15 protein-coding genes are annotated in these 14,804 nt (G+C 65.2%); 8 read left to right on the top strand and 7 right to left on the bottom strand.

Translation table 11 applies throughout. The features are described from left to right. Nucleotides 1–54 precede the first annotated feature (54 nt). Nucleotides 55–867, top strand: coding sequence for a PaaX family transcriptional regulator C-terminal domain-containing protein (locus ACLP4W_RS11895; RefSeq protein ID WP_442386323.1), 813 nt, complete (start codon nt 55–57; stop codon nt 865–867). Between the two features lie 21 nt (nt 868–888). Here ACLP4W_RS11895 and ACLP4W_RS11890 read toward each other — a convergent pair whose 3' ends face one another. Both ACLP4W_RS11890 and ACLP4W_RS11885 read right to left on the bottom strand, forming a co-directional pair. After that, nucleotides 889–1,152, bottom strand: a complete 264-nt coding sequence (locus ACLP4W_RS11890) for a ribosomal protein L7/L12 (protein WP_442386322.1) — start codon at nt 1,150–1,152, stop codon at nt 889–891. A 123-nt stretch (nt 1,153–1,275) separates the two neighbouring features. Continuing rightward, nucleotides 1,276–1,887: a MerR family transcriptional regulator gene (locus tag ACLP4W_RS11885; RefSeq protein ID WP_442386321.1), complete on the bottom strand. Its 612-nt coding sequence runs from the start codon at nt 1,885–1,887 to the stop codon at nt 1,276–1,278. Between the two features lie 168 nt (nt 1,888–2,055). On the opposite strand from ACLP4W_RS11885, the gene ACLP4W_RS11880 reads away from it, so the two are divergent. Next, nucleotides 2,056–2,697 carry a DUF1295 domain-containing protein gene (locus ACLP4W_RS11880; RefSeq protein WP_442386320.1) on the top strand — a complete coding sequence of 214 codons (642 nt, stop codon included), beginning with the start codon at nt 2,056–2,058 and terminating at the stop codon, nt 2,695–2,697. A gap of 105 nt (nt 2,698–2,802) precedes the next feature. On the opposite strand, the gene ACLP4W_RS11875 is transcribed toward ACLP4W_RS11880, so the two are convergent. Both ACLP4W_RS11875 and ACLP4W_RS11870 read right to left on the bottom strand, forming a co-directional pair. Then, complete coding sequence (locus tag ACLP4W_RS11875; protein ID WP_442386319.1) at nt 2,803–3,663, bottom strand: pyridoxamine 5'-phosphate oxidase family protein; 861 nt, start codon at nt 3,661–3,663, stop codon at nt 2,803–2,805. Between the two features lie 145 nt (nt 3,664–3,808). Beyond that, nucleotides 3,809–5,185, bottom strand: a complete 1,377-nt coding sequence (locus tag ACLP4W_RS11870; RefSeq protein ID WP_442386318.1) for an FAD-binding oxidoreductase — start codon at nt 5,183–5,185, stop codon at nt 3,809–3,811. A 158-nt stretch (nt 5,186–5,343) separates the two neighbouring features. Between ACLP4W_RS11870 and ACLP4W_RS11865 the strand changes: the two genes are divergently transcribed. Next, nucleotides 5,344–8,253, top strand: coding sequence for a helix-turn-helix transcriptional regulator (locus ACLP4W_RS11865; RefSeq protein WP_442386317.1), 2,910 nt, complete (start codon nt 5,344–5,346; stop codon nt 8,251–8,253). Between the two features lie 6 nt (nt 8,254–8,259). Here ACLP4W_RS11865 and ACLP4W_RS11860 read toward each other — a convergent pair whose 3' ends face one another. Both ACLP4W_RS11860 and ACLP4W_RS11855 read right to left on the bottom strand, forming a co-directional pair. Continuing rightward, nucleotides 8,260–8,529: a DUF4242 domain-containing protein gene (locus tag ACLP4W_RS11860; RefSeq protein WP_442386316.1), complete on the bottom strand. Its 270-nt coding sequence runs from the start codon at nt 8,527–8,529 to the stop codon at nt 8,260–8,262. A 65-nt stretch (nt 8,530–8,594) separates the two neighbouring features. Next, nucleotides 8,595–9,053 carry a MarR family winged helix-turn-helix transcriptional regulator gene (locus ACLP4W_RS11855; RefSeq protein ID WP_442386315.1) on the bottom strand — a complete coding sequence of 153 codons (459 nt, stop codon included), beginning with the start codon at nt 9,051–9,053 and terminating at the stop codon, nt 8,595–8,597. A 75-nt stretch (nt 9,054–9,128) separates the two neighbouring features. Between ACLP4W_RS11855 and ACLP4W_RS11850 the strand changes: the two genes are divergently transcribed. From ACLP4W_RS11850 to ACLP4W_RS11835, 4 genes are all read left to right on the top strand, one after another. Next, nucleotides 9,129–10,070, top strand: a complete 942-nt coding sequence (locus ACLP4W_RS11850; protein ID WP_442386314.1) for an extracellular catalytic domain type 1 short-chain-length polyhydroxyalkanoate depolymerase — start codon at nt 9,129–9,131, stop codon at nt 10,068–10,070. Between the two features lie 56 nt (nt 10,071–10,126). Then, on the top strand, nt 10,127–11,416 hold the full coding sequence (locus tag ACLP4W_RS11845) for a lipase family protein (RefSeq protein ID WP_442386313.1): 1,290 nt from the start codon (nt 10,127–10,129) through the stop codon (nt 11,414–11,416). A 273-nt stretch (nt 11,417–11,689) separates the two neighbouring features. Then, nucleotides 11,690–12,676, top strand: a complete 987-nt coding sequence (locus ACLP4W_RS11840) for a hypothetical protein (RefSeq protein ID WP_442386312.1) — start codon at nt 11,690–11,692, stop codon at nt 12,674–12,676. A gap of 152 nt (nt 12,677–12,828) precedes the next feature. Next, nucleotides 12,829–13,239 (top strand): nitroreductase family deazaflavin-dependent oxidoreductase, encoded by a 411-nt coding sequence (locus ACLP4W_RS11835; RefSeq protein ID WP_442386311.1) that lies wholly within the window; start codon nt 12,829–12,831, stop codon nt 13,237–13,239. A 39-nt stretch (nt 13,240–13,278) separates the two neighbouring features. On the opposite strand, the gene ACLP4W_RS11830 is transcribed toward ACLP4W_RS11835, so the two are convergent. Further along, the gene (locus tag ACLP4W_RS11830; RefSeq protein WP_442386310.1) at nt 13,279–13,899 is read right to left on the bottom strand and encodes a TetR/AcrR family transcriptional regulator; all 621 of its coding nucleotides are present in this window, start codon (nt 13,897–13,899) and stop codon (nt 13,279–13,281) included. A gap of 66 nt (nt 13,900–13,965) precedes the next feature. Between ACLP4W_RS11830 and ACLP4W_RS11825 the strand changes: the two genes are divergently transcribed. Beyond that, entirely contained in the window at nt 13,966–14,796 is an 831-nt protein-coding gene (locus tag ACLP4W_RS11825) for an alpha/beta fold hydrolase (RefSeq protein ID WP_442386309.1), read from the top strand. Nucleotides 14,797–14,804 lie beyond the last annotated feature (8 nt).

Here is a 14,804-nt window from a genome sequence, read left to right as displayed (position 1 = left end):
CAGTGTCACACTTTATACGTCACGCGTCAATGATTTGGTGATATCGTTGCCCGCGTGCCCGCCGCACCGCAATCCCGCCTGAGCGACTTGATCGGCAGCCGGCCGCTCAGCGCGCGCTCGGTCCTTGCGTCAGCTTTGTTGGGATCCGACCAGGGCCGTCTCACGGTGGCGGAGCTGGTCGCGGTGGCCTCACTGTTCGGCATCAGCGGCGGCGCGGCCCGCACCTGCCTCTGGCGGATGGTCTCAAATGGCGAAATCTCCGGCGACGACGGGAGCTACGCACTCGCCGGGCGCTTGATGGAACGCCACCACCGGGTCGACGAGGCTTCCCGGATCGACGACGCCGCCGCCCACCGCTGGGACGGAACATGGGAACTGGCGATCGTGGCGCTGGATCGCAGGTCGGCGGCCGATCGCCTCGAGCTGAGGAAAGCGGCGATGACGCTGCATCTGGCCGAGCTTCGGGAGGGCGTTTGGATTCGTCCGGACAACCTTGACCCGCAACGGTTTCCGGCGTTCAGGGAGGTGCTGGACCAGCAGTGCACGCATTTTCGCCGCGCCGCCACGGACATTACCGCCGACAGGGTGCGATCACTCTTTTCCCTCGATGAGTGGGCAGAGGACGCCAGGGCGCTCGAGGAGGCCATGGATGTCGCGCTCAAGGCAAGCGCACGTGACGATTCGACCGATAGCTTCACCTACGACTTCGCGCTATCGATCGCCGTGGTCCGGCATCTTCAACTCGATCCGCTGCTGCCCGTCGAGCTCGTCGGCGACCACTGGCCGGGGCACCCGTTGCGTAGCACCTACCGCCGTTTCGACCAGGCATTCAAGCAACGAATGAATCGTGCTTTCCGCGGGCCCTAGTGTCGGTCGAGGAAGCCCCGTTTACAAAGACTCGACAATATCTTTCGCCTCGCGTAGTCCCGCGCCGGTCAACTCGCGGTACAGCTTGATCGCGGCGATCGCGTTTCCGGCACGGGCGAGGGCGACAACTTCCGCGGGCACACCGCGGTCAAGTTGCCCCGGTGCGGTGGTACCGACGTCGCTGGCGAACGTCGGGCACGGGACCTCGACCCTCTCCGACAACAGACGCACCTGCTGTTCGAGCATGGCAAGGCGGCGGTTGATGAGCGCAAACCTTTCTTCCATTCCGTCACGATAATCCGAATGCCCCGCACCACCAGGACGTCTCGGCGCGATTTTCTGGCTAGCCACTCGGCACGGCATCTGCCCAAGGTCAAGCCACGCCGGCTAGGCCGGTGCGCAATCCTGTCAGGCGTCGGGGCGTCGTTTGACGAGGCTCTGCTGCCCCAGCCGGCGGATCGCGGCAAGGACGGGTTCGAAAAGTACGGTGCCAAGAACGGCGTATCGGACGGCCTCGGCAGGGTCGGTTGGGATGTTGGCGACTTCGCTGGCGGCGATGGCAAGCATGTGTTCGCCGTAGATGGCGAACTGGTCTGGGTGAAGTTCGAAGCCGGCCGTCTCGACCGCATGGAGCGCACTCTCGAGGAGGGCTGCCGCGGGCGGTTCGGCCCGGTACGGCTCTCCAAGCCAACCGACGATTTGCCGAGCGCGAGGAAAGGATTCGTCGCCGGTGTCCGTGTCGACGCCGTCGGCCAGTACGGCTGTGGCACCGGCGAGGCGATCATCGAGGCTGGACCTGGGCTCGTCGATGATCTGCAGGATCGCTTTGACCTGGGATACCGATAACCCCGCCGGGCCGGTCAATGCCTTGATCAGGTTTATCCGCTGCACGTGTGAGGGGTCGTATGTCGCACGCCGCGGACCCGTCGGATCGCCGGCCGCGAGCATGCGTTCACGTATGTAGTACTTCACCGTTGCCACCGATACGCCTGTTTGCTCGGCCAATTCGGATACCCGCACAGTCGTTCCTCCTGCCACTGCGGTGGGGCAGCACGCTCGGATGACACTCTTGTAGAGATCGCTGGATAGTAATACTATCCTGTAGTGTCTCCGCTCGTCGATCAAACCCCACGATCAGGACACCGGCGACACCCCGAAAACGTGATCGGTTGCCCCGAATGAGGACTCATGAAAACCACCGGCTTCTTCATCAACCTGCACAAAGCCCTTGTCATCCCGGTGACGGTGGCAGCGATGCTCGCCTTTGCCAACTACAGCACGATGATGTGGCTCTACCTGGCCATGCACGGTACGTATTCAATCCTGTGGCTGATCAAGGGCCGCACCTATCCCGATCGGCGGTTCGCCGAACAGGTACCCATCTGGATAGGGATCTTGTTCGTTTTCCTGCCGCTCGCCGGCTACTACGCCGCGCCGATTTTGTTGGCGTGGCTCAAGCCCAATGTCCCCGGCATCGCGGTCTGCGTGGGAGTCACCGTCTACGTGTTCGGGATTTTCTTGCACTATGTTTCTGACGCCCAGAAGTACTACACCCTGAAAGTTCGTCCCGGCTTGATCGAGGATGGTCTGTTCGCTCGAACGCGGAATCCCAACTACCTAGGTGAGATTCTGACCTACCTTGGTTTCGCGGTCATCTCCTGGAACCCGATACCGTTTGTGGTAAACGCGGCGTGGATCTTTGGATTCTTCGTCCGGAACATGATCAAGAAGGATCAATCGATGGCGCGCCATCCCGGCTTCGCCGCCTACAAGGTCCGAACCGGCCTACTGTTTCCACGGTTGCGTCCAGTTCGCGCCAAAACCGTCTGACAACGGCCGTAGGCCGCCAAAGCAACCCATCCCAAACTTGTTGTGCCACTCGCGGGTTAGAGCATCTCGTGTGCGGCGTCGAGTGTCGTGTCGGCGTCGCTGTGACTACGGGGCTCGAAGTTCGGTCGCGGTCTGGGGCGTGATCACGACGTATGCCGCCTGCGATTGGCCGTAGTAGCGCATTCGCAGCGCCCATAACCGTATGTGACCAAGCTCTACCGCCGCGAACCGCGGTTGCAGATAGTAGAGCCAGGCTATCCGGGCAAGCACCGCCGGCGGTGGCATACCTCGGACCGCTCGGGCGGATCCGCGCACCAGGAGCCGGTTGGTGTTTCCCCGCCCCTCGCCACCGAGCAGTATTGCCACCTGCGGCGAAGCAGCCACATTGCGTACTGTCCAGGACGACGCCGAGGTCGTCGCATACCAGCGGCCGTGGTGCCGAACGAACCACAACGGCACCGCAAATGGCGTGCCCCTCTGTGAACGGCTGGCAAGAATCATCACTCGCGAACTGCGCACCGCCGCTTCAAGATTCGGCGACCGGAAAGGGTTGACATCGTCGTTCTCGTCGGTAACCGAAAACGACGCCCGTCGTGGAGTTGAGGTTACCGGCAGGGTCGGTACGCGGCGAAGCGAACCGTAATCCCAGGCCACGATTCGCTTGGGCACGACCCGGTAAGTGCAATCGCCCACGGCCTTCGCGATCCCTCTGACAGTTAACGACCGCAACCGGAACCACTCCGGACCGTCGTCGGCGATCACAACGACATTGCGATCCGCGAGATCTGGGCTGCCCTCCGGCACCTGCACAATGCGCGGCGACGACGCAGGATCGCCAGGCCCTTCAAGATTCACACTGACCGGCAGCACGCGGATTTCGTCGTCTACGGTGACGGCCAACGCCGCGCGCGGCGGAGAAAGGGCCAGGTCGCCCAACGCGCTCGCCTCGACATCACGAGTTATCACGAACGGTGCCCTCCGGGTCGTAGCGCCTCGTTCGCCAGTATGCCGGTCGTTTGAGTCCCTTGAACGACCTCGAACGACTCCCAACCGCTCGTTCACGAGTTCCGGACGGTGAACCTCATGTTGAGCGGAAGCGGGCGCGATCGTGTCAGGCGGCAGGCAGGATGTTCTGGTTGATGCGGAAGACGTTGCCCGGATCGTATTGTGCCTTAATCTCGCTGAGCCGCTGGTAATTCGGACCATAGGTCGCCCGGACTCGGTCTTGACCCTCGTCCATCATGAAGTTGACGTAAGCACCGCCCGCCGAGTACGGGTGGGTGGCGTCCCAGTAGTCCACCGCCCAGCGCTTTATCAATTCCGCGTTCGCCGGGTCAGGATCGACACCCGCGATGACCTGCGAGAAGTTGACATCCCGGTAGGCCCACGCGGTGTCGGTTTGGCCAACCCGATGGACCGCGCCGTCGATCGGGTAGAGGTGCATCGTCGAGTGCATGGTTGGCAGTTCCTCGGTGAAGCGGGCGTGCGCTTCAACGGCGTCGTCCGGCACCGTCCGTACGAAGTCGCCACGCCAATACCACTGCAGCCCTTTGGGATAAAGGCCATCAAAGGTGGATTGCAGTGCCGGGTACGGGGCCGCAACAAGGCCCTCGAAGGCCGGCTGCATCTGCCTAACCGGCGCGAACGCCTCGTCGGCGCGGGCGGGATCGCCCGTGTAGCACCACATCACAGCACACGCCTTGTGCAGGTGGAACGCCTCGGGGAACGGCGCCGTCGGCGGGACGGTCATGCTTGCGAAGAACCCGTACAGGTCTTCGTCTTGAGCCGGGAGGAAGTCCCGGTACCACCTCAAGATGTCGCCGGTCACCGATGCGGGCCACGCCGTGGGACCACAGATCACGGTGTGCACGGGGAGCAGCCGGAAAGTGAACGAGGCGACCACGCCGAAGTTGCCGCCGCCGCCGCGCAGCGCCCAGAACAGATCGGGGTGCTCAGATTCGGACGCCGTCACCACGCGACCGTCGGCCAGCACGACCTCGGCCTCCAACAAGTTGTCGATGGTGAGGCCGTGCTTGCGGGACAGGTAGCCGTGGCCGCCACCGAGGGTGAGGCCGCCCACCCCGGTGGTGGAAATGATGCCGGCCGGCGTCGCCAGACCGTGGGCGTGGGTCGCGCGGTCCACCTGCGCCCACGTCGCACCGCCTTGGACGCGGGCGGTACGCCGATCGGGGTCGACGTCGACGCGGTTCATCGGCGACAAGTCGATGACAAGGCCGCCCTCAACGGAGCCGAAACCGGGGCCGTTGTGACCGCCCCCGCGGACGGCGATCGCGAGGTTCGATGTCCGCGCAAATTCGAGAGCGCCCGCGATGTCGGTGACGGATCGGCAGCACACGATCACCGCCGGCCGCTTGTCGATCATGGCGTTGTGCAGCGCACGCGCCTCGTGGTACCCGGGGTCGTCGGGCAGGATCACCTCCGCGCCCAGCCTGGTCCGTAATTCGTCGGTTGCGGTTGTCTGGCTCATTGTCCGCACCTCCTCGTCTGCTTCGCGGGTCGTGATGCTGCGACGCTACGAGGCGAGGAGGCCGTTCGTCATGACCACAACAAAGCATTTCCGAGGCATCTAACGATAGTCAGATCTGACTATCGACCGGCCGACACCGACGCGGTTACGTTTATTCCATGGCGCAGTGGTTGCCGCCACCGCTTCCAGCAGAACTGATCGCACGTCGCCGCGGCCCGCTCGTGGGTCGCGCCGCAGAGCTCGCGGCGTTCGAGCAGGCCTGGGAGCGGGTCGAGAGCGGCAACCGCCAGGCGGTGTTCATCGGCGGTGAACCCGGGGCGGGCAAGACGCGCCTGGCCGCCGAGGTGGCCGGAACGCTGGCCGCCCACGGCGTTGCGGTACTCGCGGGCAGCTCGACGGCCGACGCGGACGTCCCGTTCGCACCATTCGCTGAGGCGCTGGATCGTCTCCTGATCGCCGCTGCACCAGGTTCCATGGCGGGTCCACTGGCCGACGCCGGGCCCCAGCTGCGGCGGCTCTCAACCCAGGTGGATCGGCATCTGCCCGACACCGTCCCCGCGCAGGACGTCGGCACAAGCCGGCAGGCGCTTTTCAACGCGCTTACCGGCTTCCTGCGTCGTCTGGCCATCGATAGCCCGATCGCGTTGATCCTCGACGACCTGCATTGGGCGCAGCTGCCCACCCTCGCGATGCTCGAACACGTGCTGATCGGTTGCGCTGACGTCCGCATGCTGGTGGTGGCCACGTTCCGCACGACCCCGCCGGACCGCTCCGACGAGCTCACCACCCGGCTGGCCGAACTGCACCGGTTCGACGGTGTCCGGCGCCTGGACCTCGCGGGCCTGGACACCGAGGCGATCGCCGAGTTCGTTAGCCGAACGCAGCAGTTGGCTCCCGCGTCGGCCCGCACGGCCGCTGCCCTGCTGCGTGACAAGACCGGCGGCAATCCGTTCTTCTTGACCGAACTGGTCAATGACCTGGAAATGCGGGGCGGGCTAGCCACCTTGAGTGTGCAACAGACCGTCCCGGCGTCGATCGGAGATGCCATTGCCCGCCGCCTTGGCGGACTGGGTGCCACCGTCCGAGAGGTCATCGAGCAGGCAGCGGTGCTGGGTCAGACGTTTGATCTGCCCGCCCTAATCGCGACCCGCGAGACCGATCTCACCGCGACGCTGGCAGCGATCGATTCGGCCGAAGCCGTCGGGCTGGTCCGGGCTGTGCACGACTCCGATGGCGAGTTCTCGTTCGTGCACGCGCTTACCCGCGAGGCCGTGCTCGGCGGGATGGCGGCGTCCCGGCTGCGGATCATGCACGCGCGAGCCGCCGAAGCGCTCGAGGGGCGCGCGGACCCGTCGGTCGTTCCCCGCCTGGCAAACCACTACCTGCGGGCACACGTGCTGGGCTACCACGAGCAGGCGTTGCGATACGCGCGTCAGGCGGCCCGGATGGCCGAACAGAGCATGGCTTATGAGGATGCGGCGAAATGGTTCGAGCGGGCGGCGTCGCTTCCCGAGATGAGCCTCCCGGATCGGGCACGGCTGGACCTCGACGCGGCCGCCAACCACGTGCGGGCCGGCGATTTCGCCCCGGCGCGGGCCATCTACGAACGCATCAGCGCGATGGACAACCCGATCATCCGCCTGGAGGCGGCCATCGGCTACGAGGAGGCGAATTGGCGTCGCGGGCAGGCCGATTCGAAGGCCGCCGACCTGTTGGCTTCGGCACTGGAGTCCTGCGGGTTGAGTAATGACGACCCAAACTATGTGCAGGCTCTCGGCAGTTTCGGACGGGCGCTGGCTTTCGCCGGCGAGGCGGCGCGCGCCCGCGAAATCGGCAACAACGCTATCGACCGGGCGCGGATCGCCGACGATTCGGCGGTACTGCTGCACACCCTGAAGACGAGTCTGTGGCAGGGACTCACGCCGGAAATGTGCGAAATCCAATCGGAGCGATCTGCCGAGGCCTCGCGTATGGCTTTATCGCGCCGCGACTACGAGTCACTGGGGGTGGGATCGCATTTCCGCGCCGTGGTCGGCTATCTGGCCGGCCGGCCCGATGACGTGGCTGCGGCGGCCGCCGACATGCGGCGCGCGGCCCAAGCCTGCGGCCAACCCGTTTTCGGGTTCGTAGGCGCGTGCGTCGAGCAGGGGCTGGCCTATCTGCGCGGCGACTTCGCCGGCGCCGAACGGTGGGCCGACATCGCGTTGCGCACCGGCGATTTGTTCGGCGCAGACGACACCGAGGGCTCGAACGGGGTCCAGATGTTCATGATCCGCCGCGAAACCGGAGACCTGAAGAGATTCGGCGGGTTTGTCGACGGCAGCGAGACATTCGCCGGACGCTGGGTGCCCGGTCTGCTTGCGCTGTATACCGAGCTCGACTGCGAACGGGGCATGGCCCGCGCACTGAATCACCTGCTCAACCGCAATCTCGGCGACCGCACCGACGAGGCACAGTGGCCGATGGAGTTGGTCTTCATGGTCGAGGCGGCCTTAGCGCTGGGCAACCGCGAAGCGGTCCACGCACTGCGCCCGTACCTCGAGCGCTATGCCGGGAAGAACCTGGTGGCCGGCCAGTTCGTCGCCCTGTTCGGCAGCGCCGACCGATATCTCGCCCGGATGGCGGCGCTCGGCGGCGACAGTGCCGCGGCCGAGCGTTATTTCGGCGCGGCGCTCGAGATGGACCGTCGGATGGGCTCGGTGGTTCACGTCACGGAGACGCTGGCCCGGCACGCGTTGTTTGCCGCGTCGTGTGGTCGCACCGAGGATGCGCGGCGCCTGGCCGACGAGGCCCGCGCAATCGCCGCGCCGATCGGTCAGGCCCGGGTCACGGACCTGGTGGAGTCGTTGCTGACTATGGATCTCCAGGGGGCCGATGGCCTGACGGAACGCGAGGTCGAGGTGCTGCGGCTGCTGGCCGAGGGGCTCAGCAATCGGGCGATCGGCGAACGCCTCTACATCAGCACCAACACGGCGGCCAACCACGTGCGCAGCATCCTGATCAAGACCGGCGCCGCCAACCGCACGCAAGCGGCGATGTACGCCGCCGATCACGAGCTGCTGGGGTGAGCGTTTTCAGATGTCCGATAAGGCTCCGTCCGGCATAACGCGATCACTCACCTCGACGATGACATCGGCGGGAAGACCGGCGCGCGCGGCCGCGGTTCTGATGGCCTCCGGCGAGGGCGCCTCGTACAGGCAGTAGGTCTTTCGCTTGTCAGCTGACAAGAACGAATACATCCACCGAACGCCCTCCTGGTCGTTGATCCGATTGATGCCGTCGGCGACCTCGATGCTGGGTTCCAGTTCCTCGGCAAAGTTGCGCTCGACCATGAATATGGGCACGGCGGGCCTCCTGTTCATTGTCTTGGGGTCGAACCTACGCCGCGAGGAATCGTTCTGAATAGGCATTACGCGCCGGATTCCGCGGCCTCACCGGAGAGCAATATGTGCAAGGTCTCGCGCAGTTCGCCTAATCGCTGCTGTCCCAGGATCTGTTCCCATCGCTTCTCCAAATCAAGTGCATTGGAACGCATTACGCGTAGCGCCTGGCGGCCGCGCGGTGTTATCTCGATGATTCGGGCGCGGGCGTCCACGGGGTCGGGCACTCGAGTGACGTAGCCGTGTCGTTCCAGGGCCGCGATGCCTTGGGCTACCGCCTGCCGGCTCACCTTGAGCTGATCGGCCAGATCCGATGCGTGCAGTCCGCCGGCCGCCAGCGGTACGAGCGCAACCGCTTGCGCCGGGCGAATCCCGTCGAGTCCGGCCGCGGCGAACGCCGCTCTCAGGTGAGGCGCTCCCGACGCGGCAACCCAGCTCACCAGCGCGGGCACGGTGGGCTTCCACTCGGCATCCACAACACGTCGCATGGCCATGAGTGTGCCACTCCGGGCAAGATTGACAAGTTACTTGTCAAATATCGGGTTGGCTGACAGGATGGGTTCATGCGATCTCCACGGGCTCGAATACTCAGCGTTTGCCTCGTTCCGCTTCTGATTGTCGTGCTCGGCGGGTGCCTTGGCGGCGGACATGCGGCGGGAACGCCCGGCGCGCAATCGATCCCGGTAGGGCAGTCCACTCAGACCGTCGAGTCGGGCGGGGTCAGCAGGAGCTTTCACCTGTACCGACCACAGGGATTGACCGATGCGGCGCCACTGGTGGTGATGCTGCACGGCGGCTTCGGCAACGGTGAACAGGCCGAGCGTTCGTATCACTGGGACAGCGAGGCGGACGGCGGTCATTTCCTGGTCGCCTACCCCGACGGTCTCAACCGTGCCTGGAATGCCGGGACGTGCTGCGGTGAGCCCCAGCGCATCAACGCCGACGACGTCGGCTTCATCACCACCATGGTCGCGGCCATCGAGCAACAGATGCCGATCGATCGCGCGCGCATCTATGCCACCGGCATGTCAAACGGGGCCATGATGGCACTTCGGCTGGGTTGCCAGACCGACACCTTCGCCGCCATCGCGCCCGTCGCGGGCACGTTGCTGACCGACTGCTCCCAAGCGCGGCCCACATCGGTCCTGCAAATCCACGGCACGGCCGACGACCGGGTCCCTTACAACGGCGGACCCGGTAAAGCGTTCGCGATCAATGGGAATCCGCGCGTCGACGGCCCCTCGGTGGAGTCGGTCAACGCCACCTGGCGTGCCATCGACGGATGCGGAGCACCGACCTCAACGACTGCCGGAGACGTGACGACCCAAACAGCCGGGTGCGCCGACGGACGCACCGCGGAGTTGATCTCGGTGGCCGGTGCCGGCCATCAATGGCCCGGCGGCGAGCCCAGTCCGCTCGCGGAGCTGGCGGGGATTCCCGAGCCGTCGACGGCGCTCAACGCTACCGACACCATCTGGCAATTCTTCGCCCAGAGCCACCGCTGAGACGACGGCCGAGATCACCCTTCCATTGGGGGGTGCTCCATTGTTACCGTTCCGTGATGCGCCGATTCGGGGGGGTACTCGCAATCCTGCTTGTCATCGGATCGGCGGTTGCCACCGTCGGAAATGCTCGCGCCGATGGTGGGGATGAGCCGCAGTACGCCGAGTTCTACACCCCACCGGATCCGCTGCCACCCGGCCAGCCCGGTGACCTGATCCGCACTGAGCCGTCGCGCCTGGTGCTGGAGCCGTCCGGCCAGCTGGGCGCGATCATGGCCACCGGCACCCGAATCATGTACCGCAGCAACGACACCCGCGGCAATCCAATCGCGGTCACCGGTACCTACTTTGAGCCCTACAACGCGTGGCCGGGCAGTGGGCCACGGCCCCTGATCAGCTACGCGCCCGGCACGCAGGGCCAGGGCAATCAGTGTGCCCCGTCGCGAATGTTCAACCAGGGCATCCACTATTCGGGCGGCTGGGACATCATGTTCAACTACGAGGAGTTGTTCGTCGCGACGATGGTTGCCCGTGGGTTCGCCATCGTGATGACCGACTACGAGGGCCTGGGCACCCCCTCGATGCATACGTACGTGGGCCGGGTGGCCGAGGGGCAGGCCGTGCTCGATGCCGCGCGCGCGGCCATGCACCTGCCCGGAACATCGTTGGATCCGCGTGGGCCCGTGGCGTTCTGGGGATACTCGCAAGGCGGCGGCGCGACGGCGTCGGCGGCCGAGCTGGCCGCCTCCTACGCCCCCGAGCTTCACATCGTGGGTACCTACGCCGGGGCGCCGCCGGCCAACCTCAAGGAACTGCTTCCCTACGCCGACGGCAGTGTCCTGGTCGGCGTCGTCGGGTACGCGCTCAACAGTGTGATGGCCGCCTATCCGGAGTTCGCCGAGGTTATCCGCTCCAAGATGACGCCGCGCGGGCTGGCGATGCTCGAATCGGTGTCACGCCAGTGCGTAGGCCAGACCCTCATCGATTTCATGTTTCGGCATCTGCAGCCCTACTTCACCGAGGACATCAACCAATTAGTCAACGAAGAACCGTTCAGCAGCCTGTTCGAAGCGCAGCGGATCGGACGCTCCAAACCCAACGCGCCGGTGATGATCGACAGCAACCGCTATGACCCGCTGGTGCCGTGGACCGCGGCCAACCAGCTCGGTCGCGATTGGTGCGCCCAGGGCGCCGGCGTGGAATTCCGCACCAACGAGGAACCACCGTTTCTCAACAAACTGATCATCAACCACGCCCTGCCGATGCTCGTCGACGGCGAGCCGGCCATGCAGTGGATCGCCGCGCGCTTCAACGGAGAACCCACCGCACCTAACTGCGGCCAGTTCTAACCCACCACCGGGCTCGACGACGTCCACCCGAATGAAACGCCGCGGTGGCATGCGCCGGCGATCCGTAGGCTGGTTGTGCTGGCCAGTAGTCGGGATCAATGGCGGGGTGGCAAAGTGGCACGGTTTTCGATGTGCGCAGTCCGCGTGTGCGCAGTGATCCTCGTCGTCCTGGGCAGTTCGTGCGCCCGTCACCCACACTCGGCTCAAGGTTCTCAGCCGACTCCCGGGAAACCCCTCGGACACAGCGGATGTGGGCCGCCAATCAGCTATCAGGTGTTTGAGAAGGACGCCTTCGCCGTTGACTGGTCGAAGGCCAACGACCTAATCGCGTTCAACGCCAAGGGCAGTGACGGCCTCTTCCACATCTACACCGTCAAGCCGGACGGCACGATCCGCCAGCAGTTGGGAGTGGGTTCTGCCGCCTTACCGCAACGCACGACCGGGTCACCCGTGTGGAGCCCGTCCGGGCGATTCGTCGCGTTTGTGGCCGAAAAGTCGAGTCACCCCGGAAACTCGGTCGGCGCAACTCCCGGGTGGGGCAGCTTCTCGGACCTGTGGGTGGCCACGGCCGACGCCTCTCACGCGTGGCAGCTCACCGACGTCCCGACCGACAAAGATCACGGCACGATCATCCCGGAATTCTCGCCCGACGGTCGACTGCTGGAGTGGACCGAACGCACCGCCGCCGGCAAGATGCTCAATCCGAATCGCTTCGCCGGATTCTGGGTGATCAAAGTGGCTGACTTCAACGTCGCCCAAGATGGCACGCCGTCGTTGTCCGGCATCCGCACGGTCTCACCTGTGGGTGATGCGTTCAACGAGAGTGGCGGCTTCTCAGCCGATTCCACCTCGCTGGTGTTCACCAGCGACTTCGAAACGCACAACTTCTGGAAGAGCCAGATTTATCGCCTCGACCTCAACTCCGGTGCGACCACTCGGCTGACCAAAGGCGACAGCTACAACGAACACCCCCGCTATACACCGAACGGCCAGGTCCTATGGATGACCAATGCCGACAACCCGTCGCGCGGGACCGACTGGTGGACCATGAACCCGGACGGCTCAAACCCGCAGCGCCTCAGCGACTTCAACAGCAACGGAGATGCGCGGGGCTTTGGCAGTGGGCAGGTCTACGCCACCGTGGTTCAGACCGCCGACTGGAGCCCCGACGACCGCTACTTCTACGGCGATGTGGAGACCAACCTGCTCAACTCCGACAGCGTGATCCTCCGCGTTTCGCTGACCTGTCAGGGCTCGTGACCGCGCAATCACGTCGCAGAGAACGGCCGCCGCGAGCCGAGTGCGGCGGCGGCTACGCTCCGCACATGCAAGCAAGGCGATTTCCGTGTTTGTTTCGAGCGGCTTTCAGACTCATTCTGCTGGCGGGCTCCCTCGCAACAACGTGGTTGTTGGTGAGCTATGTGGTTGCCAAAATCGCGCAGCACGATAAGAGGCTGCGCCCCACGCTGCTCAAGCCGTACAACAAGGTCATTTCCCCGATCGCCGGCAAGAGCCACACCCCGTATGCGCTTCTCGAACATGTGGGACGTCGTTCCGGTCGGACCTACGCGACTCCCGTAGGCGCCTTTCCTTATGGGGATGGGTTCGTCATCGGACTGTCTTATGGCGCCGACGTGGATTGGTGCCGAAACGCCATTGCGTCCGGTAATGCCACCCTCACGTGGCGTGGACGCACATTCGCGCTGGAACGCCCGGAGATAATCCCCATGAGCACAGCCGTGCTGCAAGCGATTCCACCGTACTTTCGTCTGCCAGCGCGAGAGCTGAAGCAATTCCTCTGGCTGCATCGATCAAACGACTGAAGGCCGGCGCTCCTCGCGGAAGCCATGATTTCCTTCGCATCAATGCTCCGGTTGCGGGTCGTGCAGCATCCCGTCGATCAGCCGGCGCAGGACCTGCCCGGTCTCCCGCCGAGCGCGTTTCGGATCGTCGGCGGTGGCGATGACCATGGCGGCTTCGTCGAGCGCGCCGATAAGTACGTGGGCCAACGGTCGCACTGGCTGGCGGGCCAGCTGGCCCGCCCGGATGGCCTCGGTGAGCAACTGTTCGGTCATGCCCAAGCTGTACCGCTGGGCAACATCGCGGAAGGCGGGCCAGCCGAGCACGCTCGGCGCATCCAGCAAGATCAGCTGACGCACCTCGGGATCGCCGGACACCTCGAGCCAGGCGTCGACAGCGGCCCGGATCGCGTCTGCGGGTGTCGTCGCTCCCGACGCGGCCACCAGGGTCGCCATCCGCGCCATCACATCCTGCTCCACGGCCTCGACGACATCGCTGAATAGCGCCGCCTTGTCGGCGAATTGGTGGTACATCGCTCCCCGGGTCACACCGGCCGCCGTGGCGATCTCGGGCGTCCCCACCTCCGCGTAGCCCCGTCGGCCCCAGAGCTTGCGGGCAGCCGAGATCAGCGCATCGCGGGTCGCCGCTGAGCGCTCCTCCTGAGTCCGCCTCTTGATTTCCATACAACCTGTTGGTAACTTACGGACAGACAGTCTGTTTGTAACTATATCTCGGAGTGGGAGTTATCCATGTCGACGATCGACATTAATGCCGGAACGATCCATTACGAAGCAACCGGACCCGAAAACGGCAGGCCCATCGTGTTCGTGCACGGGTACATGATGGGCGGCCAACTGTGGCGCCAAGTCAGCGAACGACTCGCCGATCTCGGCCTGCGCTGCATCGCCCCGACCTGGCCGCTGGGCGCGCACCCGCAACCGCTGCGCCCCGGCGCCGACCGGACCATCACCGGCGTCGCCGGCATCGTCGCCGAGGTACTCGCCGCACTCGACCTCGAGGACGTGGTGCTCGTCGGCAACGACACCGGCGGGGTCGTCACGCAGCTCGTCGCGGTGCACCATCCCGAGCGGCTCGGTGCGCTCGTGCTCACGAGTTGCGATGCGTTCGAGCACTTTCCGCCGCCGATCCTCAAGCCGGTGATCCTGGCGGCCAAGTCGAAAACGCTATTCAAGACCGCGATCCAGGCCATGCGTGCTCCGGTTGCGCGCAAGCGCGCGTTCGACGGCCTGGCGCATCGCGACATCGACGACCTCACGGAGGTCTGGGTGCGCCCGGCGCTATCCGACCCGACCGTCGCCGAAGACCTGCGACAGTTCACACTCTCGCTGCGCACCGAGGTCACCACCGGCGTCGCCGCCCGGCTGCCAGAGGTCGACAAGCCGACGCTCATCGCGTGGTCGGCAGACGACGTGTTCTTCGAACAGGAGGACGGTAATCGACTGGCCGCGACCATCCCCAACGCCCGGCTCGAGGTGATCGAAGGCGCGCGGACGTTCTCGATGGTGGACCAACCGGATCGGCTCGCTGACCTGCTGTCGACGATCGCGGTACGCACCTAGGGCGCCTA

The organism is Mycobacterium sp. (assembly GCF_052145595.1).
Lineage (GTDB): Bacteria > Actinomycetota > Actinomycetes > Mycobacteriales > Mycobacteriaceae > Mycobacterium.
The sequence above is the reverse complement of the archived record's forward strand: the minus strand, read 5'-3'. Positions and strand labels throughout refer to the sequence as shown.